23 protein-coding genes and 1 tRNA gene are annotated in these 24,528 nt (G+C 61.3%); 10 read left to right on the top strand and 14 right to left on the bottom strand.

The genetic code is table 11. From position 1 onward, the window contains the following. Positions 1-54 precede the first annotated feature (54 nt). Positions 55-1,854 (bottom strand): single-stranded-DNA-specific exonuclease RecJ, encoded by a 1,800-nt coding sequence (recJ, locus tag GTW23_RS08060; protein ID WP_252915332.1) that lies wholly within the window; start codon positions 1,852-1,854, stop codon positions 55-57. Positions 1,855-2,039: 185 nt separating this feature from the next. Further along, positions 2,040-3,026, bottom strand: coding sequence for a class II fructose-bisphosphatase (gene glpX, locus GTW23_RS08055; protein ID WP_193217247.1), 987 nt, complete (start codon positions 3,024-3,026; stop codon positions 2,040-2,042). Positions 3,027-3,342: 316 nt separating this feature from the next. Here glpX and GTW23_RS08050 point away from each other — a divergent pair, with 316 nt between their 5' ends. Further along, positions 3,343-4,791, top strand: a complete 1,449-nt coding sequence (locus GTW23_RS08050) for a hypothetical protein (protein ID WP_252915331.1) — start codon at positions 3,343-3,345, stop codon at positions 4,789-4,791. A gap of 64 nt (positions 4,792-4,855) precedes the next feature. Here GTW23_RS08050 and GTW23_RS08045 read toward each other — a convergent pair whose 3' ends face one another. The 3 genes from GTW23_RS08045 to GTW23_RS08035 all read right to left on the bottom strand — a co-directional run bounded on the left by GTW23_RS08045 (position 4,856) and on the right by GTW23_RS08035 (position 8,080). Beyond that, positions 4,856-6,178, bottom strand: coding sequence for a homoserine dehydrogenase (locus tag GTW23_RS08045; protein ID WP_252915330.1), 1,323 nt, complete (start codon positions 6,176-6,178; stop codon positions 4,856-4,858). A gap of 87 nt (positions 6,179-6,265) precedes the next feature. Further along, positions 6,266-7,486 (bottom strand): LL-diaminopimelate aminotransferase, encoded by a 1,221-nt coding sequence (locus GTW23_RS08040; protein WP_152008634.1) that lies wholly within the window; start codon positions 7,484-7,486, stop codon positions 6,266-6,268. A gap of 78 nt (positions 7,487-7,564) precedes the next feature. After that, positions 7,565-8,080, bottom strand: a complete 516-nt coding sequence (locus GTW23_RS08035; protein WP_252915329.1) for a hypothetical protein — start codon at positions 8,078-8,080, stop codon at positions 7,565-7,567. Positions 8,081-8,246: 166 nt separating this feature from the next. On the opposite strand from GTW23_RS08035, the gene phaC reads away from it, so the two are divergent. The 4 genes from phaC (at position 8,247) to radC (ending at position 12,632) form a co-directional block, all read left to right on the top strand. Next, positions 8,247-10,085: a class I poly(R)-hydroxyalkanoic acid synthase gene (phaC, locus tag GTW23_RS08030; RefSeq protein WP_382264207.1), complete on the top strand. Its 1,839-nt coding sequence runs from the start codon at positions 8,247-8,249 to the stop codon at positions 10,083-10,085. 90 nt (positions 10,086-10,175) lie between these two features. Further along, the gene (gene sfsA, locus GTW23_RS08025; RefSeq protein ID WP_252915327.1) at positions 10,176-10,898 is read left to right on the top strand and encodes a DNA/RNA nuclease SfsA; all 723 of its coding nucleotides are present in this window, start codon (positions 10,176-10,178) and stop codon (positions 10,896-10,898) included. A 46-nt stretch (positions 10,899-10,944) separates the two neighbouring features. Next, positions 10,945-11,772 (top strand): type I methionyl aminopeptidase, encoded by an 828-nt coding sequence (gene map / locus GTW23_RS08020; protein ID WP_152008630.1) that lies wholly within the window; start codon positions 10,945-10,947, stop codon positions 11,770-11,772. Positions 11,773-11,822: 50 nt separating this feature from the next. Continuing rightward, positions 11,823-12,632 (top strand): RadC family protein, encoded by an 810-nt coding sequence (gene radC, locus GTW23_RS08015; RefSeq protein ID WP_252915326.1) that lies wholly within the window; start codon positions 11,823-11,825, stop codon positions 12,630-12,632. On the opposite strand, the gene GTW23_RS08010 is transcribed toward radC, so the two are convergent. The 5 genes from GTW23_RS08010 to GTW23_RS07990 all read right to left on the bottom strand — a co-directional run bounded on the left by GTW23_RS08010 (position 12,629) and on the right by GTW23_RS07990 (position 17,955). Further along, entirely contained in the window at positions 12,629-14,206 is a 1,578-nt protein-coding gene (locus tag GTW23_RS08010) for a cryptochrome/photolyase family protein (protein ID WP_252915325.1), read from the bottom strand. The genes radC and GTW23_RS08010 overlap by 4 nt on opposite strands. Before the next feature lie 191 nt (positions 14,207-14,397). Further along, positions 14,398-15,819 (bottom strand): trigger factor, encoded by a 1,422-nt coding sequence (gene tig, locus GTW23_RS08005; protein ID WP_152008627.1) that lies wholly within the window; start codon positions 15,817-15,819, stop codon positions 14,398-14,400. Between the two features lie 180 nt (positions 15,820-15,999). Then, a tRNA-Leu gene (locus tag GTW23_RS08000) sits at positions 16,000-16,084 on the bottom strand. 150 nt (positions 16,085-16,234) lie between these two features. Next, positions 16,235-16,846, bottom strand: coding sequence for a GDYXXLXY domain-containing protein (locus GTW23_RS07995; RefSeq protein ID WP_252915324.1), 612 nt, complete (start codon positions 16,844-16,846; stop codon positions 16,235-16,237). Continuing rightward, entirely contained in the window at positions 16,843-17,955 is a 1,113-nt protein-coding gene (locus tag GTW23_RS07990; RefSeq protein WP_252915323.1) for a DUF2157 domain-containing protein, read from the bottom strand. The genes GTW23_RS07995 and GTW23_RS07990 overlap by 4 nt, the downstream gene beginning before the upstream one ends. A gap of 271 nt (positions 17,956-18,226) precedes the next feature. On the opposite strand from GTW23_RS07990, the gene GTW23_RS07985 reads away from it, so the two are divergent. The 5 genes from GTW23_RS07985 to GTW23_RS07965 all read left to right on the top strand — a co-directional run bounded on the left by GTW23_RS07985 (position 18,227) and on the right by GTW23_RS07965 (position 21,655). After that, complete coding sequence (locus GTW23_RS07985; RefSeq protein WP_152008625.1) at positions 18,227-18,367, top strand: DUF1127 domain-containing protein; 141 nt, start codon at positions 18,227-18,229, stop codon at positions 18,365-18,367. A gap of 438 nt (positions 18,368-18,805) precedes the next feature. After that, positions 18,806-18,949 (top strand): DUF1127 domain-containing protein, encoded by a 144-nt coding sequence (locus GTW23_RS07980; RefSeq protein ID WP_152008624.1) that lies wholly within the window; start codon positions 18,806-18,808, stop codon positions 18,947-18,949. Between the two features lie 304 nt (positions 18,950-19,253). Next, positions 19,254-19,400 (top strand): DUF1127 domain-containing protein, encoded by a 147-nt coding sequence (locus GTW23_RS07975; RefSeq protein ID WP_152008623.1) that lies wholly within the window; start codon positions 19,254-19,256, stop codon positions 19,398-19,400. A gap of 109 nt (positions 19,401-19,509) precedes the next feature. After that, positions 19,510-20,946 (top strand): methylenetetrahydrofolate--tRNA-(uracil(54)-C(5))-methyltransferase (FADH(2)-oxidizing) TrmFO, encoded by a 1,437-nt coding sequence (gene trmFO / locus GTW23_RS07970; RefSeq protein WP_252915322.1) that lies wholly within the window; start codon positions 19,510-19,512, stop codon positions 20,944-20,946. Between the two features lie 235 nt (positions 20,947-21,181). Beyond that, positions 21,182-21,655 carry a hypothetical protein gene (locus GTW23_RS07965; protein ID WP_252915321.1) on the top strand — a complete coding sequence of 158 codons (474 nt, stop codon included), beginning with the start codon at positions 21,182-21,184 and terminating at the stop codon, positions 21,653-21,655. A 42-nt stretch (positions 21,656-21,697) separates the two neighbouring features. Here GTW23_RS07965 and GTW23_RS07960 read toward each other — a convergent pair whose 3' ends face one another. The 4 genes from GTW23_RS07960 to GTW23_RS07945 form a co-directional block, all read right to left on the bottom strand. Beyond that, positions 21,698-22,675 (bottom strand): sterol desaturase family protein, encoded by a 978-nt coding sequence (locus tag GTW23_RS07960; protein ID WP_252915320.1) that lies wholly within the window; start codon positions 22,673-22,675, stop codon positions 21,698-21,700. After that, entirely contained in the window at positions 22,668-23,126 is a 459-nt protein-coding gene (locus GTW23_RS07955) for a hypothetical protein (protein ID WP_152008619.1), read from the bottom strand. Before GTW23_RS07955 ends, GTW23_RS07960 begins: the two co-directional genes overlap by 8 nt. A 139-nt stretch (positions 23,127-23,265) precedes the next feature. Next, on the bottom strand, positions 23,266-24,120 hold the full coding sequence (locus GTW23_RS07950) for a phytoene/squalene synthase family protein (protein ID WP_252915319.1): 855 nt from the start codon (positions 24,118-24,120) through the stop codon (positions 23,266-23,268). Positions 24,121-24,139: 19 nt separating this feature from the next. Then, on the bottom strand, positions 24,140-24,526 hold the full coding sequence (locus tag GTW23_RS07945; protein ID WP_193217245.1) for an Mth938-like domain-containing protein: 387 nt from the start codon (positions 24,524-24,526) through the stop codon (positions 24,140-24,142). Positions 24,527-24,528 lie beyond the last annotated feature (2 nt).

Genomic DNA, 24,528 nt, shown 5'->3' with positions numbered 1-24,528 from the left:
GGATCTGCGGCGAACCCTGGAGGCGCTGCGCGCAGCATGTCAGCAGGGGCTCTCCTAGCGTGCCGGCGCGGCGTCGGTGACGCGCATCTGGACCCGCCTGACACCCTGCCAGTAATCCGCCGAGAGCGTACCCGCGACATGAAAACTCATGCCCTGCCCGCCAAGCAGCGCGGCTCCCATTTCCGTATCGGCCGCTCGGAATGCGATTCCGTTCAGGCGGCCTCCGTCGGGACCGGCAAAGGACAGCTTGATGTGATTCTGCCCGACCACGCGGGCGTTCTTGAGCGTGTGACCGGGCATCGCAAAGACAGGCTGTGGATGACCGGCACCGTAAGGCCCGGCGCGCTCGATCATGTCGACCAGATCCAGAGTTGCGCCCGACGCGGAAACAGCCCCGTCGATCTTCAGCCGGTGCGTCGATGTCAGCCCCGCCACCGCTTCCTTGGCGCTGTCTTCGAAGAACGCCCGAAGCTCTCCGAGGCGGCTCTGCTCCACGGTCAGTCCCGCAGCCATCGCGTGCCCGCCGCCCTTGACCAGCAGGCCGGTTTCCACCGCCTTGCGAACCAGCCTTCCGAGATCGATCCCAGGCACTGAGCGGCCCGAGCCGGTGCCCTTGCCGTTGCCGTCAAAGGCAATCGCGAAGGCCGGCCGGCGATAACGTTCCTTGAGTCGTGAGGCGAGCAGCCCGACCACGCCCGGGTGCCATCCCTGGCGTTCAGTCACAATGATTGCGGGTCCCTCGCCACTGGCCATTTCGGCCGCAGCTTCCGCGTCGGCTTCCTCCAGCATTGCGGCCTCTATGGCCTGGCGTTCGCGGTTGAGCTCCTCGAGCCGCTCGGCGATCGCTGCCGCTTCGTCGCGATCCTCAAGCGTCAGCAACCGGCTGCCCAGCGCCGCGTCACCAATGCGCCCGCCGGCATTGATCCGCGGACCGATCAGGAAGCCCAGATGATAGGGCGTCAGGGGACCGTTGACACCGGCTCTCTGCGCAAGCGCCGCAAGCCCGATATTGCCCATGCTCCGCGCCGCAAGCAGCCCCTTGACCACAAAGGCACGATTGAGCCCCCTGAGCGGCACCACGTCGCATACTGTCGCCAGAGCGACGAGGTCCAGGGATGCCAGCAGATCAAAGCTGGAAGCGCGGCTGTCGCCCTTGCCGCGCAAAAGCCGCAAGGTGCCCGCCAGCACCATGAACACCACGCCGCAGGCGCACAGGTGCCCGAGACCCGAGAGGTCATCCTCCCGGTTCGGATTGACCAGCGCGCGGGCCACAGGCAGCTCGTTTGCCACCTGGTGATGGTCGATCACCACGACATCCACCCCGCGCCGCGCGGCCTCCGCCAGCGCCTCGTGGCTGGTCGAGCCGCAGTCAACCGTGACGATCAACCCGGCTCCGCGATCGACAAGCTCGCCGATGGCCGTCGGATTGGGTCCGTAGCCTTCGAAGATCCGGTCGGGAATATAGATCTCGCTGACAACACCGAAATGGCGCAGGAAGCGCTGCATCAGCGCGGAGGAAGCAGCCCCGTCGACATCATAGTCGCCAAAGATCGCCACCCGTTCGTTTCGGGCAATTGCCTGGCCGATCCTCTCGGCCGCCTTGTCGCAATCCGTCAGCTTCGAGGGGTCGGGCATCAACGCCTTGATGGTCGGGTCGAGAAAGGCCTTCGCGTCACCGATGGCGATGTCCCGCCCGGCCAGGACGCGCGCGATCACATCCGGCAACCCGGTCGTCTGAGCAATCGAGATCGCCTTGTTCTCGCCAGCCATGTCGAGCCGCGCCACCCATTTCTGGCCGGAAAAGGATTGCTCAACCCCGAGAAAAGCGCGCTCCGATGTGGTCTTGCCTGTCATCCACTCACCAACCTGTTGCCGCCGTGCCGGGTATGCATCGACAGGGCCAAGGACCGCTCATAGCGCAAACCGGCCGGTGCGGCAAAGCAGCCCTGACGGACCCGACAGACAGTTTCGCCCCGTCTTCGGCGGAAGACGGGGCGAAACAATTGAACCATTGAACGCGGAAACCGGAAACGCCGGTTCTAGTCGAACTTGGCCAGGTCCTGATGGCGCGCCTTGATCTCACGCACGGTGCGCGATGAGGAGCGCATGACAATGGTGTGGGTGACGATCGCATCCCGGGCAAACCGTACGCCCTGCAGCAGGTTGCCGTCCGTGACACCGGTGGCAGCAAACAGCACGTCACCGCGCGCCATTTCTTCCATCGTGTAGATCTTGTTGGGATCGGAAATCCCCATCTTGGCGGCGCGAGCCACCTTCTCCTCAGTGTTAAGCTGGAGCCTGCCCTGCATCTGGCCGCCAATGCACCTCAGCGCCGCCGCGGCGAGAACCCCTTCGGGCGCGCCGCCGATACCGAGATAGATGTCGATGCCGGTCTCGTCGGGATCGGTCGTGTGGATCACTCCGGCCACGTCACCGTCGCCGATCAGCCGGATCGCGGCACCGGTGGCCCGCACCTCCTCGATCATGCGCGCATGGCGGGGCCGGTCGAGAATACACGCAGTTACCTGGTCCACGGAAACACCCTTTGCACGGGCGACCGCGTGAATGTTCTCGGTGGCCGAAGCCTCCAGCGCAACCGTGTTGGCCGGATACCCCGGGCCGATGGCGATCTTCTCCATGTAGACGTCCGGCGCGTAAAGCAGGCTGCCTTTTTCCGCAATCGCGATCACGGCCAGCGAATTCGGCAGGTTCTTGGCGCAGATCGTCGTGCCTTCGAGCGGGTCAAGCGCGATGTCCACCTTGGCGCCCTCGCGTGTGCCGACTTCCTCGCCGATATAGAGCATCGGCGCTTCATCGCGCTCACCTTCGCCGATCACCACGGTGCCGTCGATCGGGAGCCGGTTCAGCTCCTGGCGCATGGCGTCAACGGCCACCTGGTCGGCAGCCATTTCATCGCCCCGTCCGCGAAGCCGGGCCGCGGCAACCGCCGCCCGCTCGGTCACGCGCGCAATTTCAAGCGTCAGAATCCGGTCCAGCCCGCTCGTTTCCATCGATGGTTTCGCCATGTTCAGATTTTCCTCAGGGTAAATTCTTGGCCGCTCATACAGCTTTGAAAGCTATCAAGGCAATGTGAACCGCGCATTAAAAGCCGTTGTTTTTTCGAGATAATGGCCTGATCCAACACTAAATCGATTAAAGCGTGCGCTTTCCCGGCCCACCCTTCGGCGCCCGGCGCGCGAACCGGCCGTGGGTCACCGGCGCTTGCCTGCACGGCAACGTCCCTAACCGGTTCATCAATGGTAAAGGTCGATGCGCTGTGGCGGCTTGCACATCGCCTCTCGACTGGTAGACCTGACATCACTCAACCCAGAGGAGAGCCCCATGAACCACCCGATCGCCGGTCTAATCCTTGCCGTGTGCTGTCTCAGCTTCATGACCGAATCAAGGGCAACAGAAGCAGCCGCCCCGTTTGCGGCGAAAACGGTGGCCGAGCGCGACGCGGCCCTGCAGGCTCTTGAAAATGAACGACGGTCTCCCGAAACTGCCATGACACTTGCCACCTGGCAGGCGCTCTCCTCGATCGAGAGATTCGGGCAGGCGCTGCACCGGCACGGCTTCCGCTCTCCTCGTATCACCCTGCTTCCGCTGCTGCGGTTGCCGGTGCCCGAGAACGCGACCCCCGAGACCATGACCTACGAGACATGGCGCAGCACCCTTGCCGAACTCGTCGCCGATCTCGATAAAGCCAAATCCATGCTGGCCGATATCCCGGACGATGCAGAGATCGGTATCGATGTCGACTTGAACGCCTTGCGCTTCGATCTCAATTCAGACGGCCTGCTCGACGAAAGCGAAAGCGTTGCCGTGATCTTCCAGGCGATCAGCGGGCCGCAACGCCGTGGCCGGACGGCTCGCGCCCAGACAAATGACGACACGCAGTCATCGCCCCTTTCGCCGTCCTTCCGGTTTGACCGCGCCGACGGCTACTGGCTTCAGGGCTACGCGAATTTCGTCTCCGCCAACGCACGCATGTGGCTGGCCCACGATTTCAGCAAGACCTTCGACACCTCGTTTCAGATGTTCTTTCCCGGCGCGGGGATGGCCGCAGCAGCGCCTGACCGTGCGGACGTCGCCCGGCAGAAAATCAATGCCCAGATCAGACGCAACCCCTATCTGGGTCTGGAGTTTGCCGAAACGGAAGAAGCAAAACAGAGGTTGTCGCGAGAGATCGAGGCGCTTCCGGCGTCCAGGCAGCAACGCCTGGAGCGGGATGCGAAAATGGCGATGATGCTTTATCAGAGGGAGCTTCGCGGGACGGGCAACGGCGGCCTCAACTCCGAGATTTTTGACGCCATAAGCCTTATCCATACGGTCAATTGGCCGCTTGCAGACGCTGATGCGAGAGCCGGGATCCGTCTCGATCTGCTCGAGATGGTACGTTTGTCCCGCCTGAACTGGCGGTCGATCCAGGCTGAAACGGACAATGAGCGCGAATGGCTGCCGGGTCCACAGCAGCCCGGGCCGCACCCCCTGACAACACTTGAGGTCAGCGGGGAAACCGTCGCGGCATGGCATGATGCGCTGGACCTGTTTGAAAATGCGCTGGAAGGCCGCATACTGCTGCCGCACATCCGGTTTGCGGACCGCGGATTCAACCTGAAAAGGTTCTTCGACGAGCCCACGCCATTCGACTTGGTCCTGACAATCACCGGCCCGGGTGCCCAACCCTACCTGGAGACGGGGTCGGTGGCCTCGAACCGTGATTGGAGAGAGCTCACACGCGCCTTCGGACGGAACGGATTCTGGTCCTACGCGATCTGGTTCAACTAGGCGCGCGACGCTGCGAAGCGCCAGCAGGCCAGCGGCTGAACACCGCCGCTGTTCCGACCTGGTTTCAGCTTTCCCGGGTCCGCTCGATCCGGATCACCTGCGGCTCACCGGAGAGATAGCCTTCGCTCTTGATGGCGTCTACGGCGGCGCGCACCCGGGATTCCGTGGTCGCATGCGTGACCAGGATGACCGTCTGCGGCCCCGCCTCGGCGGCGGAGGGACGTGCCCGCTGGACGATCGATTCCAGTGAGATGTCGTTCTTCGCCATCAAGGTGGCGATGGAGGCGAACACCCCTGCCCGGTCATCCACCTTGAGCGAGATGAAATAGCCGCCTTCATGGCTCTGGATCTGCGCCCGCGTGTAGGGTTCGAGCTTGTCAGCTGGACGGCCAAGCGCCGGCGCATGCTGATGGCCGGGCCGGCTCTTGGCGATGTCGGCGATATCCCCCAGAACCGCTGAAGCCGTGGCATCGCCGCCGGCACCGGGCCCGGAAAGCATCAGTTCGCCCAGAATATCGGCCTCGATCGTCACCGCATTGGTCACGCCTTCGACCTGGGCGATCATCGATCCCTTCGGCACCATGGTCGGGTGCACACGCTGCTCGATGCCGGTCGCCGTGCGCTGCGACACGCCAAGAAGCTTGATCCTGTAGCCAAGCTCATCGGCGGCGTGAATATCGTCAATGGAGATATTGGTGATGCCCTCGATATAGACTTCGTCCGCAGCAATCTGCGTTCCGAACGCAAGGCTGGTCAGGATCGAGAGCTTGTGCGCGGTGTCGTTGCCTTCGATGTCGAAAGCCGGGTCGGCCTCCGCGTAGCCAAGCCGCTGCGCTTCCGCCAGACACTCGGCAAATCCCATGTTGTCGCGCTGCATCCGCGTCAGGATGTAGTTGCAGGTGCCGTTGAGAATGCCGTAGATCCGCGTCACAGCATTGCCGGTCAGCGATTCCCGCATGGCCTTGATCACAGGAATGCCACCGGCAACAGCGGCTTCGAAGTTCAGCAGGACACCGTTGGATTCGGCAAGCAGTGCGAGTTCGACGCCATGCCGCGCCAGCATTGCCTTGTTGGCCGTAACCACGTGACGCCCGGCGGTCAGCGCGGCAGTCGCCGCTGCATGGGCAGGATCGCCCTCCCCGCCGATCAGCTCGACCAGGACATCGATATCGGCGTCGCGCGCCATCACCACCGGATCATCGAACCAGGCCACGCCGTCAAGGTTGAGACCCCGGTCGCGGCTGCGGTCGCGGGCGCACACAGCGGTAATCGAAATTTCGCGACCGCAGATATCGGCCAGCAGATTGTGCCGGCTGGAAACGATCTGGAACAGTGCCGCGCCGACAGTGCCTAGGCCCGCAATGCCGATTTTCAGGGCATCAGTCATATCAAGAACCACCTGTATGGGATTGCCCGCAACGACTGTGCGGGCCAATGAAACTCCCGGCGGGTTTAACGGCGGCAAGCCGGACGGTCAACGCCGGGCGGTCAGGGAAACCACATTCTCGCCGCCGCCATTGGTGGCGGTCGAGAAGAAACGCTTGATGTTGCGGGCCGCCTGGCGGATGCGATGCTCGTTCTCGACCAACGCTATGCGGACATGTTCGTCGCCATGTTCACCGAAGCCGATGCCGGGTGCGACCGCCACGTCGGCCTTCTCCACCAGGAGTTTCGAGAATTCCAGCGACCCCAGGTGCTTGAACTGGTCCGGGATCGGCGCCCAGGCAAACATTGTCGCCGCCGGCGGCGGCACAACCCAACCGGCCTTGCCGAAGCTGTCCACGAGCACGTCGCGACGGCGTTTGTAGACCGAGCGGACTTCGGCAATGTCGGAGCCATCACCATTGAGCGCCGCGGTCGCCGCCACCTGGATCGGAGTGAATGCGCCGTAGTCGAGATAGGATTTGACCCTTGTCAGCGCGGAAATCAGCCGCTCGTTGCCAACCGCGAAGCCCATCCGCCAGCCCGGCATCGAAAAGGTTTTCGACATGGAGGTGAATTCGACGCAGATGTCCATCGCCCCCGGCACCTCGAGAACCGAAGGTGGCGGCATGTCGTCGAAATAGATTTCGGCATAGGCCAGGTCGGAGAGCACGATGATGTCGTGTTTCCTGGCAAAGGCCACGACCTCCTTGTAGAAATCGAGCGTCGCCACATAGCTGGTCGGGTTGGACGGATAATTCAGGATCAGTGCCAGCGGCTTGGGGATCGAATGCCGCACGGCGCGTTCAAGCGCCGCAAAGAAACTGTTGTCCGGCACCACGTCAAGCGAACGGATGACGCCTCCCGACATGATGAACCCGAACGCATGGATCGGATAGGTCGGATTCGGGCACAGGATCACGTCGCCCGGAGCGGTAATCGCCTGGGCCATGTTGGCAAACCCTTCCTTCGACCCCAGCGTGGCGACCACCTGTGTGTCGGGATTGAGTTTGACGCCAAAACGTCTCTGGTAATAATTGGCCTGGGCGCGCCTGAGCCCCGGAATCCCGCGCGAGGTGGAATAGCGGTGGGTACGCGGATCCCGGACCGCCTCACACAATTTGTCGACGATGGCCGTGGGTGTCGGCAGATCGGGATTGCCCATCCCGAGATCGATGATATCGGCGCCCCCGGCCCGCGCCGACGCCTTCAGCCGGTTGACCTGCTCGAAGACATAAGGTGGAAGTCTGCGGACCTTGTGAAATTCTTCCATGGAATTCCCCGGAATTGTGGGCTTGACTGCGCTGTCTGATCGCACGGATTTGCGTCCAAACCAAGTCAAACGCAAGCGCTAATTCTCGATTTCCTGCTGCGTGTCATTGCCATGGTTGGCCGCAAGCGCCCGCAATTGCCTGAGCCGCGCCTCGTATTGGGCCCGCGCATCGGCCGTGGTGGCCCGGTTTCGCAGCAACTCGGTCATCTCGGCTTCCGCCGCCAGCTTGTCCGCTTCGCTCAATTGCACATTTGCCGCGACAGGCTGCCGGCCAAACGTCGGATACCGCCCGCTCCGGCTGGCGCCGGCAGCGACGAAATCGCTGGTTCTCGCCGGAGCGGTCTTTTCGATCGGGACAGGCGAAATAAACCCGGGATTGTTGCGCACCACCCCCGGCGTTGAGCTGCCGCCTCCGGCTGCCTCGCCGGGTGGTGGCGTTGTCGCGTCAGAAACTGTCGTCTCATCCACCGGCACGACATCGGACCGCACGACCTGGGCCTGCCTCGGGGCCGCGTCTTCCAGCGAAGCGGTCTGGCAGCCGGCCACGATAAGGCCGGCGAGGCAGACAAGTGCGGGACGAATTCTCGGTCTCATGATCGTGATTATTCCGGTCTCCACCAAATGGTGGTCATGACATGGACAAAAAAAGCCCGTATCAAGAAAGGATAGATGCCAGTAACGGCACACAAGCAAAGCAAGTAAGCCGATTTAAGGCAGAAGACGGGCCGGAGGCAAGCTCGGGAACTCAGGAGGAGGCGCCATCATGGCGGACAAGGGGAAAACCACGGCCGGAAAAGATGGCGCGGAGACAAGCTCATCTCCTGCGGACGCCTATATTGTCAGGAACCCCGAAGCCTTTGCCCGCAACGTCGCACGCATGCTCGAAGGCCTTGGCAAGGCAGCCTCCGCCTGGGTGGAACCACGCGAAAAGGGCGAGGTCGTCGACACCGTTTCCGAACCCATGGCCGACATGGTCAAGACCTTTTCCAAGGTCGGGGAGTACTGGCTATCCGATCCCAAACGCGCGCTCGAGGCACAAACCTCTCTGCTGACAGGCTATTTCGACATGTGGAGCCAGTCAGTCAAGCGCATGTCCGGCGAAGACGAAAGCCCCAAACCGAAAACCGGCGACAAGCGCTTCTCCGATCCTGATTGGGAGAACAATCCGTTCTTCGAGTTTCTCAAGAACGCCTATTTCATCACATCGGACTGGGCCAACAAGCTTGTCGACGACAGCGAGGGCTTGGACGAGCACACAAGGCACAAGGCCGCCTTCTATGTCCGCCAGATCACCAGCGCGCTGTCGCCGGCCAATTTTCTCGCCACCAATCCCGAGCTCTACAAGGAAATGGTCGCGTCCAATGGCGAAAACCTGGTCAAGGGCATGCAGATGCTTGCCGAGGACATCGCCGCCGGCAAGGGCGAGTTGCGGCTGCGTCAATCCGATGCGTCGAAGTTCAAGGTCGGAGAGAACGTCGCCGTTTCGCCTGGCAAGGTAATCGCCCAGAATGAAGTCTGCCAGATCATCCAGTACGAGCCTTCGACCGAAACCGTTCTCAAACGCCCTCTGCTGATCGTGCCGCCCTGGATCAACAAATTTTACATTCTCGACCTCAACCCCAAGAAGTCTTTCATCAAGTGGGCCGTCGACCAGGGCCATACGGTGTTTGTGATTTCCTGGGTCAATCCCGACCAGCGCCATGCCACCAAGGACTGGGAAGCCTACTCGCGAGAGGGCATTTCCTTTGCGCTCGACACCGTCGAAAAAGCCACCGGCGAGCGCGAGGTCAACGCCATCGGCTATTGCGTCGGCGGAACATTGCTGGCCGCAACCCTTGCCTTGCACGCTCAGGAAAAGGACAGCCGGATCGCCACCGCGACCTTCTTCACCACGCAGACCGACTTCACCTATGCCGGGGATCTGAAGGTCTTTGTCGACGAGGCTCAGATCGCGTCCATCGAATCGGCAATGCAGAAGAACGGCTATCTCGACGGCTCCAAGATGGCGACCGCATTCAACATGCTGCGAGCGTCCGACCTGATCTGGCCCTATGTGGTCAACAACTACCTCAAGGGCAAGGATCCGATGCCCTTCGACCTGCTCTACTGGAATTCGGATGCGACCCGCATGCCCGCGGCCAATCACTCCTACTACCTGCGCAATTGCTATCTCGAGAACAACCTGTCTCAGGGCAAGATGGAGCTCGCCGGCAGAACGTTGAAGCTCGGGGACATCAAGATCCCGATCTACAATCTGGCCGCAAAGGAAGATCACATCGCCCCTGCCCGCTCAGCCTATATCGGCGGCAAGCTGTTGGGCGGCGAAGTCACCTATGTGATGGCCGGATCCGGTCACATCGCCGGCGTCGTCAATCCGCCGGAAGCCGGCAAGTACCAGTTCTGGTCGGATGGCCCGCAGAATGCCGAGTTCGAGGACTGGGTAGCCGGCGCCAGGGAAACACCCGGTTCCTGGTGGCCGCACTGGCACAACTGGATCCGCGAGGGCTCGAATGAAGAGGTTCCGGCACGCAAGCCCGGCGGCAAGAAACTCAAGCCGATCGAGGATGCGCCGGGCTCCTATGTTCGCTCCCGGGTTTGAGCAACCCCACCCGAGCGCGACCAATGAGGGCTTGGCCCGCTAGACCACCCGTGTTTTCAGCACGGCGCGCACTGTGCTAGGTGCCGGAGCATGAAGTTCGACCCGCCCCTGGTGCCCGCCACTCTCATCCGCCGCTACAAGCGCTTCCTCTTCGACGCGGAACTCGAAACCGGAGAAAGGATCACCGGGTCGTGCCCCAACACGGGCTCGATGCGTGGTCTGACAACACCCGGCTCCAGATGTTTCCTCACCCGGCATTCCGGAGGCACCCGCAAATACCCTCACGCGCTTGAACTGGTCGAGGCGGACGGCACGCTGGTAGGCATCAACACCGCGCGCCCCAACCGGCTGGTTGAAGAAGCGATTGACCGGGGCCTGATCAGATCTCTCGAAGGCTACACCGAACGCAAGGCCGAGCAGAAATACGGGATCAATTCGCGCATCGATATTCTGCTGAGCGACCCGTCGAAGGGATTGGCCTATGTCGAGGTCAAGAATGTCCACTTCCGCCGCACCGGCCGCATGGCTGAGTTTCCCGACAGCGTCACCGCACGCGGCGCCAAGCATCTCGAGGAACTCGGCGCCATGGTGGAGGCTGGACACCGCGCCATAATGGTCTATCTCATTCAGCGCAGCGACGTCGACAGCCTCAGCTTGTGCCGCGATCTCGATCCGGCCTATGCCTTAGCCTTCGATCGCGCCATGAAACGCGGGGTTGAAGCTTGCGCCATACGATGCAAGATCACATCTGAGCATATAGATGCTGAAACGATGGTTCCCGTTGAGGAATCCGGTGTAAACAGCGTATCATGAAGCAATACCGGCCCTTGCGGCCGCGACAAGACAGAGTGAGCCTGACATGGTTACCTATATCGATGCCGCTTCGGCCCCGATGAAAAACACCGGCCAGATCCGGCTTTACGGCCCGGAAGGCTTCGAAGGCATGCGCAAGGCGAGCCAGATTACCGCCCGCTGCCTTGATGAACTGGTCAGCCGCGTAGTCCCCGGTGTAACCACCAACGAGATCGACCGTTTCGTCTACGAATTCGGCATGGACCACGGCGCCCTTCCCGCAACACTCAACTACCGCGGCTACACGAAATCCTGCTGCACCTCGATCAACCACGTCGTCTGTCACGGCATTCCCAATGACAAGCCACTGCGCGAAGGCGAGATCGTCAACATCGACGTCACATACGTGCTCGATGGCTGGCATGGCGATTCAAGCCGGATGTACCCCGTCGGCGAGATCAAGCGCGCTGCCGAGCGGCTGCTGGAAATCACCCACAAGACGCTGATGCTGGGTATCGAGGCGGTCAAGCCCGGCGCGCGGACCGGCGCCATCGGCGAAGCGATCCAGAAATACGCCGAAGCCGAACGCTGTTCGGTGGTCCGCGATTTCTGCGGCCATGGCGTTGGAAAGCTGTTTCACGACGCACCCAATATCCTGCACTACGGCCGCGCCGAGGAAGGTCCGGAAATGCGTCCCGGCATGATCTTCACCATCGAGCCGATGATCAATCTGGGCCGTCCCCACGTCAAGGTTCTCTCGGACGGCTGGACAGCCGTGACCCGTGACCGATCACTGACGGCACAGTACGAGCACACGATCGGCGTCACAGAAACCGGATGCGAGATCTTCACCCTCTCGCCAGCCGGTCTGGACCGGCCCGGCCTTCCCGCATGACATCACGCCGTCGCCCAGGTCTGAAGGAGGAGGGACCGGAGGCAGACGGCATGAACGATGAACGTCTTGGAGCTGAGCCTTCCGACGACCTGCCGCAGGACGAACGCACCTACTTCGCCGAGAGCCGCCAGGGCAAGACCCGCGGACAGGCGCTCGGTCCCGGAGCTGACGCCGCACCTGCCGCACGCGACGAGCATTTTCACGGCCACCGCGATCGGCTGCGTCAACGCTTCCGCGACGGCGGCGACCGGGCGCTCGCCGATTACGAACTGCTCGAGCTGCTGCTGTTCAGGCTGATCCCGCGCCGCGACACCAAGCCGGTCGCCAAGGCGCTGCTGGCCCGGTTTGGCTCCCTGGCCGAAGTGCTCGGCGCACCGGCGCACCTGCTTACCGAGATCAAGGGCGTCGGAGAGAGTGTCGCCACCGAGCTCAAGCTCACCGCTGCAATCGCCCACCGCATGCTCAAGGGCGAGCTCAAGGACCGGCAGGTGCTGGCCTCCTGGACGTCAGTGATCGAGTATTGCCGCGCGGCGATGGCGTTCGAGGCCCGCGAGCAGTTTCGGGTGCTGTTCCTCGACAAGAAGAATGCCCTCATCGCCGACGAGGTGCAGCAGACGGGTACAGTCGATCACACACCAGTCTATCCACGCGAGGTGGTCAAGCGCGCGCTCGAACTCTCCGCCACCGCGATTATTCTGGTCCACAATCACCCTTCCGGCGACCCGACCCCGTCACGCGCTGACATCGAGATGACCAAGCTGATCATCGACACCGCCCGCCCGCTTGGGATCACTGTCCATGACCACATCATTATCGGCAAGGACGGCCATGCGAGCCTCAAGGGGCTGAAGCTGATCTAACCGGACGCGGATTCGTCCCATACCCTCATTTCGGAGCTGTCGAAAAACCGTTCGGAATCAGTCCGCACCTCCTCCAGCCGTTCCTTCTTCATCTTGCCGAGCGACCCCATGATGAGTCCCATGCGGTGGTTCTTCTTCAGAACCTTCTCGTTCTCGTACAGGAAATTCCAGTAGAGATAGTTGAACGGACAGGCCTTCTCCCCGCTCTTCTGCTTCACATCGAACCGGCAGGAACCACAATAATCGCTCATCTTGTTGATGTAGGATCCCGAGGCCGCATAGGGCTTGGAGGCGACGAAGCCGCCATCGGCGAACAGGGCCATGCCCACCACATTGGGCATCTCCACCCATTCATAGGCGTCGGAATAGACGATCAGGAACCACTCTTGGACCTCGCGCGGATCAATGCCGGCAATCAGGCAGAAATTGCCGATCACCATCAGCCGCTGGATATGGTGGGCATAGGCGTTGGATCTGGTTTCCGAGATCGCCTGGCTCAGGCAGTTCATAGCTGTTTCGCCGGTCCAGAAAAAACCCGGCAGGGGTCGCGTCGCCTCCAGCGCATTGCTGTTGGCATAGTCAGGCATCTTCAGCCAGTAAACACCGCGAATGAATTCGCGCCAGCCAATGATCTGCCGGATGAAGCCTTCGACCGCGTTGAGCGGCGCGTCTCCGTCCCGATAGGCCTGCTCGGCCTTTTCACAACACTCACGCGGGTCCAGCAGGCCGCAATTGATCAGCGTCGAGAGGTGACTGTGAAACAGCAGCGGCTCGCCCTGTTTCATGGCGTCCTGCCAGTCGCCGAAACAGGGAAGCGCTTCGGCCACGAACCAGTCGAGATAGGCTTTCGCATCCTTGGCCTTCACCGGATAATCGAAGGGTTCGAGATCGCCAAAATGCCCGTCAAACCGGTCGGCGACGAGCTCCATCACTGCGCGCGTGGTCTCGTCGGGTGCAAATTCGGGACGCTTCGGAACCTTGATCGAATCGGGCAGCGACTTGCGGTTCTCGGCGTCATAGTTCCATTCTCCGCCGGTAGGCTCGCCATCGTCCATCAGATATCCGGTCCGCCGCCGCATCTCGCGGTAGAAATACTCCATCCGCAGTGATTTCGGCTGACCGCCATCATCTTTCGTCGCCCAGCTGACGAAGTCTTCATGGCTCGCCAGAAAACGGTTATCGGCCAGGATGTCGAGATCGACGTCAAGTTCCTCGCGCCAGCTCTCGGCCGCCTCGAGCACCCGCATTTCGGACGGCTCCGTCATGACCACGCGGGCCGCGTCATGCCGTTCCACCGCTTCGGCCAGCGCGCTGCCGAAATCGCCAGGACTGTTCTGTGCATCCAGGCACAGATAGTCGACCGTAAAACCTTCGTCCCGGAGATTTTCGGCGAAGTGCCGCATGGCCGAAAACAGGAACGCAATCTTCTTCTTGTGATGTTTGACCGAAGTCGCCTCGGCCATCACCTCCGCCATGAAGATCACATCGGTGTCGGGTCGGGCATCTTCAAGGCTTGAAATCCAGCGCGACAGCTGATCGCCCAGGACAAATCTCAGTACTTTGTCTTTTACCATGAGGTCTCCCGGCTCAGGCCAGAAATGCCGCAACCATCAGCGGCGGGCCTGCCCTACCTACGGTGCAGGATGCGATATGGATTGCCGGGCACGGGACTGGCCGGCATCCGTCTGCCGTCGGCAAATGCTGCCCACAAACGCAAAAACGCCGGAGCAAGCCCCGGCGTTTTTCCGATCTGGGAACGAAGGGCTTACTCGGAAGCCGCTTCATCCTTCTTGGCGGCCTTTTTCTTGGCAGGCGCCTTTTTCTTCGCGGCCGGCTTTTCCGAGGCTTCCGCCTCGTCTTCGGCCATCAGCTCGTCCTTGGTCACCGTCTTGTCGGTCACCTCGATGACGGTCATCAGGTGATCGACGGTCTTTTCTTCGAAGATCGGCGCGCGCAGCGAGGCGACGGCGCCGGGTGTCTTCTGGAAGTATTCGTAGATTTCCTGTTCCTGGCCCGGGAACCTGCGAACCTGTTCGAACAGCGAGCGCTGCAGCTCTTCGTCGCTGACTTCGACACCGGCCTCTTCGCCGATCTTCGACAGAACCAGTCCAAGGCGGACCCGGCGCTCGGCCAGGGCGCGGTACTCTTCCCGCGCGGCTTCCTCGGTGGTGTCCTCGTCGGCGAAGGTCTTGCCGTTGTCGGACAGTTCCTGGTTGATCTGGCGCCAGATGCTTTCGAACTCGGCGTCGACAAGCTTCGACGGCGTATCGAACTTGTGCGCTTCATCGAGCTGATCAAGGATCTGCCGCTTCAGCTTCTGGCGGGTGACCTGACCATACTGATCTTCGATCTGCGACCGCACGATCTCGCGCAGCTTGTCAGCCGACTCCAGGCCCAGCGTCTTGGCCAGTTCGTCGTTGATTTCCAGCTCGCCCGGTGCGGCAATGGCCTTGACCTTGATATCGAAGGTGGCTTCCTTGCCGGCAAGGTGTGCAGCCTGGTATTCGGCAGGGAAGGTCACGGTGATGACCTTCTCGTCACCTTCCTTGAGGCCAACCAGCTGCTCCTCGAAACCCGGAATGAAACGGTTCGAGCCGATCACCAGCTCCGCATCCTGGTCGGCGCCGCCTTCGAAAGGCTCGCCATCGACCTTGCCGAGGTAGTCGATCGTCACCTTGTCGCCGTCGGCGGCCTTGCCCTTCTTGGGCTCGAAGCTGCGGCTGTTTTCGGCAACGCGCAGCACCTGCTCCTCGACTTCTTCGGCAGGAACTTCAACCACTTCACGGACAACCTTCACGCCCGAAAGATCGGCGATATCGAATGCCGGGATCACTTCGTAGGACATGGTGAACTCGAAATCGGCCGCACCGTTGAGGATCTGGTCGGCTTCCTTCTCGTCCTCGGTCATCGAGATCTCGGGCTGGGTCGCCGAGCGTTCGCCCCGCTCTGCAAGGATAGAGGCCGGCTTTTCCTGGATCATTTCATTGACCAGCTGCGCCATGATCGACTTGCCGTAGACCTTCTTCAGATGCGAGATCGGCACCTTGCCGGGGCGGAAGCCCTTGATCTGCATCTTGCCCTTGGCTTCGGCAAGCTTCTCGTTCATCTGCGATGTCATGTCCGCAGCCGGAACGACAATCTTCAATTCGCGCTTCAGCCCTTCGGCAAGCGTTTCGGTTACCTGCATGTTCAAACCTTCATTTCCTCGCGACTGCGACCGTTCGGGTTGGCCCCGCGACTGGGCCGGTTCTCCGGCGTCGCTTGTGGCTTTCTTCATTATAAGCCCCAGACCGGATCAACCGACTGAATGCCTTTCGTGCACGCCCTGCCATCCAACACCATGCGGTGATCGGACCGGACCTTAATCTGGTGCGGGTAGAGAGACTTGAACTCCCACGCCTTGCGGCACCAGAACCTAAATCTGGCGTGTCTACCAATTTCACCATACCCGCTCTTAGGGCCGCAAAACCACGCTCGCGCGAGGCGACCCTGAACGCGGTCGCTCTATATCACCCGATTGCCGGTGATCAAAGGAAAAATCACCCCGAGCGTCAGGGATTTTGAGGCCTATTGTTGCACCGGGCGGTTTTGAAGCCGGCTTTTCAGTACAACGGCTCCTCATATAGGGTCTCGCCGTCGATCATCAGGCGGGAAATTTGTGGCTCTCCATCCTCTGACACGCGAACCGCGACTGTTGTCCGGCCTTCGTTCTGTGCCTTCTCGATCTCGAGCCCCTCGCCTTCGGGAACATAATAGCGTTCGATCCCAAATCTCAGCGGACCAATGGAATTCAGCCCGCCGTCGGGACGAGCGACCGTTATGCGCACTGGCAGCGACCTGAGAACCACGAGTTCCTGCAAAGCCATCACCGAGGGCTTCGAGAAACGAGCAGCCTTGGGGACATAGGCACCATCGCCGCCCGGTGCCAGGATCAGCCACACCGGCGCGGTCGTGTCCTGCGCGGGCCAGCCGCCCTCGATAAGGCCTTTATCTATGGATGAGATGTCGGTGTAGCCCAGACGGACATAATCGCCGCGCATCAGATCGCGCGGATCGACCGGTTCGGTCTTGAGCACGATTTCAGCCCCGTCACGCAGGATTGCGGCACGGCCCTGTATCATCACGACCAAACTTCCGACCAGAACAACGCTGCACACGATCGCTGCCAGCAGCGGATTGAGTTCGCGGCGGAGCAGCCTATCCAGCATGCTCATGACAGGCCCTCCCCGCTCTTGAAGCGCTTTTCAATCTTCATCACGACAAAGGCGACAACGGCCAGCACCACGCCTCCGAAGAACAGAAAGCCGGAGCTGCCCAGAAGTGAGCCCAGGGTTTCGCTGACCACATAGATGGTTTCGCAGGCAAAGGCGAAATAGGCAAAGGTTCGAATCAACCGGTTCTCTCTGCCGGCCATGATGAGGAGGATGACGCTCGCTGCCAGAATGAGCCCGGCCAAGCCCACCTCCCACGCAAGGCTGGCATCATGGAGATCCAGCTGAACCATGCCGAGCCCTGACAAGATCAGAAAGGCGCCATAGGCCGACAGCACCCCGTGCCGCGCCACCACGCCGGCCAGAATCGGAGGCGCAAGCGATCCCATGACAAAGGCTGCAACGCCGATCACCGCCAGCATGTAGCCCGGATTGCTGTCCGTCGTCTCGACAACAACCCAGATGACCCATCCAAGACAGAGTAAAGCGCAAAGATGCCCCGCGACGACGGAGCGCGACCGCCAGGCCGACACCCCGATCGCAATCGCTACCGCCAGCACACTCAGGTATGCAGCCACATTGATCAGGTCGACCGACCGGAAATCGAAGACTGCGGCCTCAGCGAAAAGGTAGCCGAGACCCAAAAACCCTGCACCGATGGCGGCCATCGCCGACGAAAACGCCAGCGATACGACCAGCGCCCCGATGGTCCATGTCAGCATGAAGGCGGCTTCGTCACCACTGAGATGATACATCTGCCCCACCAGGGCGACACCTGCCCCGTAGCACAGCACCGCAAACACAAGTGCCGCTTCCATCACCCAGCGGGCGTTGCGGCGCACGGCAAAGGCCGCCGCCACCAAGGCGCCCACAATAAAGAAGATGATCATTGCCACACGCACGGGCCGGGCGATGGCTTCCCAATTGGCCGCGATGAGCGCCACGACCGCGCCACCCAGCAGCAGGGCAGCCAGTACCGCCAGCACGCTGGAAAGGCTGAAGCCTGTATGGCGACGGTCATGATCCTTGAGCAGCGCCTGGCCTTTCTCCGGCTCAAGCAATCCGGTCCGGATCCAGTGATCGATTTCGCGCGACAGGTATCTCCGAAACATCTGGCGATTCTTCCCTTGCAGCAGCCGGTTTCGAGATTACATCAACGGCCGAACCGCACAACGGCGAGATTTAAGGCACACTGCCCGCTGATTGCGGCCACATTGCACAGCTCTGAGGCAAATAACACTGGATCACCACCCAGTTATGCGTTCTCGGAATGGCTTCCATGACGATATTGCACTGCACAAATCGATTGAATGCCCCTATATTCAAAACATCGGAACGCCACGGTGGTGGACCGGACAACAGCAGGACAAAGGACGATCGACCATGAAACTGATCCAATCCTACGCCAGCTGGCGGAAGTACCGCGAAACCTGCGTCGAGCTGAACCGGCTTTCGGAACGCGAGTTGAGCGATATCGGCATGACGCGGGGCGATATTCCATTCGCCGCACGGCGCGCCCTGTAACAGATTTAGGAATTCGGAGCGGCATCCTCCTCCTCCCAATAGCCGCTTCGATGTGACTGGCGTTCATCCTCCTCCCGAGCGTCAGTCTCCCAAAATGACGCCCACCGGATCCTCCTCCCCCGGTGGGCGTTATTTTTTTGTCCGCATTGCATCATCCCACCAAACATCATCTCCCTTAAAGCCCGCTGGTCAGCGCGCTTATTCGAGCCGCTGCCATTGCGCCCAGCGGCACGGATCGCGCTCACTGATTGCCAAGCCATTTTCCAAGCCATGCAAATTAACGATCATTAACAACCGTTTGTTAAGGCGCAATGCACAAACCGCATGGCTCCTTTGCAATATTTTGCACTGCACAAAACACCCGTTTGCACCTATATCAGGATCAACCAAACACGGCGGCCATTCTTCGGAACGGCACCACATCGAAAGGAAAAGACCATGAACTTCCGTAAGGCTTACAAAGACTGGCGCGAATACCGCAACACCGTCAACGAACTCTCCCGCATGTCCGAGCGCGAACTCAACGACCTCGGCATCTCCCGCGGCGACATCCCCTTCGTTGCACGCCGTCCCGGCCAGTAAACGGCAACAGCCCTGACCGGTCCGATTGACCGGTCATGTCAAACGGCGCCCTGGAAACAGGGCGCTGTTTCTGTTTGAGCGCTTGGTAAAGTCTGCAGCCGTGTCCGGTCACCCCGATCGCGGCAGTGCCCAACTATTGATCATGTCGAAGTATTGACAATCCGATAATCCAGCCATTCCGGGCTTGCATATCAGGGCTGCGATTATTGCGCTGCACAAATGGGCAGCAATCGCCTATATGACAGGCATAAGATTGCTTACATCGTCATCACCGCCCGAACCGGGCGCACCTCAGGAGACTGCCATGAAGATTCTCAGCAGAGCCCGCAACTGGATGAAATCGCGCCAGACTGCACAGGAACTCGCAAACCTTTCCAACGAGACCCTCGCCGACATCGGCCTGACCCGTTTCGACATCGACAACGTGGCCCGCGGTCTGCGCACACGCTGATTGCATACACACTGTCCGTTCGTTACGGCGTCCCTCGGGGCGCCGTTTTCGTTTTGGTCGAACAGAAAACAGCTTTGAGACGGCATCGCGCCCGTGGTAAATGGACGCCATGACCCAGACCAGACCTTCACCCGCCCCGATCCACGTCATTGGCGGCGGACTCGCCGGCTCCGAAGCCGCCTGGCAGATCGCCCGGCGCGGCCTTCCGGTGGTCCTGCATGAAATGCGCCCGGTGCGCGGCACCGACGCACACAAGACCGACAGCCTTGCCGAGCTGGTCTGTTCCAACTCGTTCCGTTCCGATGATGCGGAAAACAACGCCGTCGGCGTCATTCACGCGGAAATGCGCATGGCAGGTTCGCTGATCATGTCCTGTGCTGACGCCAATCAGGTTCCCGCCGGCGGCGCGCTTGCCGTCGACCGTGAAGGCTTTGCCCAGGCCGTAACCGATGCGGTTGAGGCCGAGCCGCTGATCACCATCGCACGCGAGGAAGTCACCGGCCTGCCGCCGGCAGAGTGGGATCAGACCATCATCGCCACCGGACCGCTGACCGCACAGGGGCTCGCGGAAGCCATCAGTGCCGAGACAGGCCAGGACGCGCTGGCCTTTTTCGATGCCATCGCACCGATCATCCATACCGATTCGATCGACATGTCGGTCTGCTGGTTCCAGTCCCGCTACGACAAGGTCGGGCCTGGCGGCTCCGGCAAGGATTACATCAACTGCCCGATGGACAAGGATCAGTATGACGCCTTCATCGACGCACTGATCGCCGGCGACACCACCGGTTTCAAGGAATGGGAAGGCACGCCCTATTTCGACGGCTGCCTGCCGATCGAGATCATGGCCGAGCGGGGCCGCGAGACCCTGCGTCACGGGCCGATGAAGCCGATGGGGCTGACCAATGCGCACCAGCCCGACATCAAGCCCTATGCGGTTGTACAGCTGCGCCAGGACAATGCGCTCGGCACACTTTACAACATGGTCGGTTTCCAGACCAAGCTGAAATACGGAGCCCAGGGCGACATCTTCCGGATGATTCCGGGCCTTGAAAACGCTGAATTTGCAAGGCTCGGCGGCCTGCATCGCAACACCTATCTCAACTCACCGCTGCTGCTTGACGGAACCCTTCAACTCAAGAGCCGGCCCGGGCTTCGCTTTGCCGGGCAGATCACCGGTTGCGAGGGATATGTCGAAAGCGCGGCCATCGGGCTGCTGGCCGGCCGCTTCGCCGCAGCCGAGCGCCTTGGCGACGAACTGTCCGCGCCGCCGCTGACATCTGCCTTCGGCGCACTGCTCAATCACATCACCGGTGGTCACATCATCAGCAACGATGAGCCGGGCAAACGCTCGTTCCAGCCGATGAATGTCAATTTCGGGCTGTTTCCGCCGCTGGAGCCGGGCGCCATAGTTCGCCCGGAAGGTGGCGGCCGCTTCCGCGGCAAGGAAAAGGCCAAGGCAAAGAAACAGGCCATGGCCCGCCGTGCCCTGAATGACTTCGGTGCCTGGCTGGGTCAGTCCGGCGCGCGGCAGGCTGCCGAATAGCGCCCTTCTTCCAATCGAACGATTGACCCACGCCTTCTGGCGTTTCACCATGCCCTTCTTAAACACAGGGGTGGGCGTCATGGGGTTTGAAAGCGGGGCAATCAACGCAAGTACCAAAGGCTTCGCGGCAGCAGCAATGCTTGCCGCTGTTGGCGCGGCGCCAGCTCAGGCTGCAACCGAATGTGCCGATGCGGTCCGAGCCCTGATACAGGGCTCGCCATCGATAGAGATTCCAGTGAGAAGCAGGTCGACCACGACGATGGCCGGTGGTCTGAAAATGGTCAATCTCGGACTGACCGAAGGCAAGAACCACCTGACGATGGACGAAAACGGCGTTCCGGTTTCGCTCTTTCGCGAGGACAAGTTCTACACCACCGCCGACAAGGGCGAGACCTGGACGCTGGTGCAGACCTATTCGCCCGAGGTGATGGCGCAGACCCGCGAGGGACTTGCCTCCCAGGCCGAGAACGCAACCAACATCACCTGCAACTACGGCGTCGACCTGGATGGCAGGTCCGTCAACCACTTCACCGTGGACTACGCTATCTACAACACCGGCACCCCGGTCCACAGCGAGTACTGGGTGGAGCCCGAAACCGGTTTTGCCTGGAAAGCCAGAACAGTCACCGATCCCGGCGGCAACGAAATCATCATCGAACAGGTGAGCGAGCCTGCGCCGGGGGAAAGCCCGCCCGACCCGGACAACTGACCGCCGGGTTTCAGGCTGGTAACGGTGCCATTGCGCGGGCAGCTATTCCGCTGCCGCTACCGGCGTCGATGCACCGGGGCCGGTAGCGCGGCCTGGCAGGCCCGGCATGCCGGCGGCCTCAGGATGCAGTGCTACATAATCGGCCTTGAGCAGTTCCGAGCCTTTTCGCGACCCGTCGTGGCTCCAGCCCGGCGGCGCGAACAGATAGGACAGCCTCTGCCTGATGTTCAAGCCTGGCCGCATCGCATCCCTGAACATGTCGACCCATTCATGAAAGGCGACCCGCACCGGGTTGAACGTGCCGATGTTCTTGACGATGCCGTAGCGCGGCATGTCCTCGTCGAGTTCGGGCACGAAGGTGCCGAACATCCGGTCCCAGATGATCAGCGTGCCGGCATAGTTCGAATCGAGATAGCGCGGATTGGTGGCATGATGCACCCGGTGGTGTGACGGCGTGTTGAAGATCGCCTCGATTGGCTTCCACACCCGGCCAATCGTCTCGGTATGGATCCAGAACTGGTAGACCAGGTTGAGACCGCCGACAAACAGCAACAGCACCGGATGAAACCCGATCAACGCCAGCGGTATCCTCAGGATGAACATGCCGGTGAATGTTCCGGTCCAGCTCTGCCTGAGCGCGGTTGAAAGATTGTAGTGCTGCGAGGAGTGGTGGATGACATGCTCCGCCCAGACCCAGCGGCAACGATGCGCAATCCGGTGGTACCAGTAGTAGCGCAGATCATCGAGCAGGAAGCAAAGCGCTATCACCCACCAGGAGCTGCCGAGGTCAACGAGGCGGAACTGCCAGGCCCACATCAGGACGCCGAAGGCTACGAAGCCGAGCAGCAGGCCCGATGCCACATTGCCCACCCCCATCAGCAAAGAGGTCGTGGTATCGCGTGTCTCATAGTCGCCACGCCCCTTGAGATAGCGGATCACGAAGACCTCTATGAGGATGGCGATCACGAAGAACGGAATCGCCATCTGCGTTACATCGGGAAAATCCTTGAGGTCAGGCATTGCCGTTTTCCTCAGGTGTTTCATGCCCGGGGCTCGCCAGGGCAAATGTGCCGCAAAGCCAGAGCGAGACCTCCGCAGCGTCCTCGGTCGAATCGAAAACATAATCTCCGCCCTTGAGCGTCGATTCGTGGAACTGTACCCGTAGACCAGGCTGCTCCTCGAGAGCTTCCACGCTGACGTCGCCGGGAAGGATCAGCCGTGCCACCTGATGCCGGCCCATACTTTGTATGAAGCCGGTCTTGCCATCCGCCAGCCTCAGGAAGCTGGCATTGCCGTCCTTCGTCATGGTGACGGAGCGGATCGCCTCACCGGGATAGGCGCGGGCGAACTCCATGATGACCTCGCCGTGGTCACGACCGGTCCTCTGGCGCGATCCGCCGGTATAGTGAACCACGCCGATCACCAGCATGACCGCGAAGGCGACGACAACGATCAGGGCTCCAAGACTCATGCATTCCTCCGACTGACGTAGCTTGCGACCGCGTCAACGTCTCGTGACTATGCCGCTCCAGCTAACACTGCGCAAGCCACCATAGAATCCTTGCGCGAGGCGGTTTTCCGCACAAATCGAGCGAGCATCAATGAAAAACTCAGATACTTCCGCGCCGCGCGGCGCTCCAGAGCTGCCACTGCCGCCGCCATTGCGGCAAGCGAACCGAGGTGCTGAGGCAGCCGGCGCCCTCGCGCTCGGCTCTGGCAAAAACCGATTCGGCAAGCGCGACCGGCAGATAGGCCGGGCGGGCGGAAGCCGGAACACCGGTCAGGGCCCGCCTCGCCTTGTCGAGATGCTCGCGACCGAAGCCGGCGAAGGCACGAACCGCATTCGTCACCCTTTCGGTTTCCGTGCCAACCAGGAAAGCCTCGCGATCGAGCCCGGTCGCCGCCAGCAGGTCGCCAGGAATGAAGACCTGTCCCCGCGCCTGGGAAATGGGAAGCATCAGCAGATGCCCTGCCACGGCCTGCGCAACGCCGGCATGGCCACTGGCCGTCGCGCTCAGCGTGGAGGCATCCGGATCGATCAAAAACGCCGACATCTGCAGAAGCGCGGAAGCCGTCTCGCCCGCGTAGCCCTCGTAACTGGTGCGGTCAGGCATCGGATCGTCATAGAGATCGAACACCCGCGCGTCACACATGGCAATCAGCGGAGCGACGGGCATTGCCCGCCGCTCTATTACCTCAACCAGGGCGGAAGCAACCGGATGCGCCCGCGCCTCGCTATCCCTTTGCCCGTAAAGCACATCCCTCCACCACTGCAGACGGACTTCCCCGGGCAGGGCTTCGCGAATCCTGTCACGGATGGATGCGATCTCGGTGTTGAACAAGAACAGCGCCAGCAGGTCGTTGCGAACGGCGTCAGGCATCAGCAACAGCGAGAGGTACCGGTCGATATCCGCCTCGCGAAGCGCTGCCAGCATGCCTGACCGGGAACTGTCAGCCGGCTGCATTGACGAGGCGGCCATCCGCTCAGACAGCGATCAGCGCGACTGCCACCGCGCGTGATTCGGCCAGCATGACATTGTAGGTACGCACTGCGGCCCCCGTGCTCATGGGATCCGAAGATACATTGGCAGCCCGCAATGCCGCTTTCAGATCGACCGGCAAGGGCCGGATCGAGGAGCCGGTGCCAACCAGCAGGAACTCTATGTCCCCGGCTTCATCGAGAACGCGCCGGAACTGCTCCATGTTCAGCGGCATATCCTCCGTCACATCCCAGCCGTGCACGCCAGACGGCAGACACAGGATTGAGCCGCGGTGCGACATCTCCGCAAACCGGAATCCGCCATTGCCATAGGCGTCTATCGGCGGCCTTCCCGGAAAATGCGCCTCGCGGATCTCGATGCCTGACCCCATCC

Source organism: Parahoeflea alexandrii (genome assembly GCF_024105735.1).
In the GTDB taxonomy this organism is placed as follows: Bacteria; Pseudomonadota; Alphaproteobacteria; order Rhizobiales; family Rhizobiaceae; genus Hoeflea; species Hoeflea alexandrii.
This window is presented reverse-complemented; position numbering and strand designations above follow the sequence as displayed.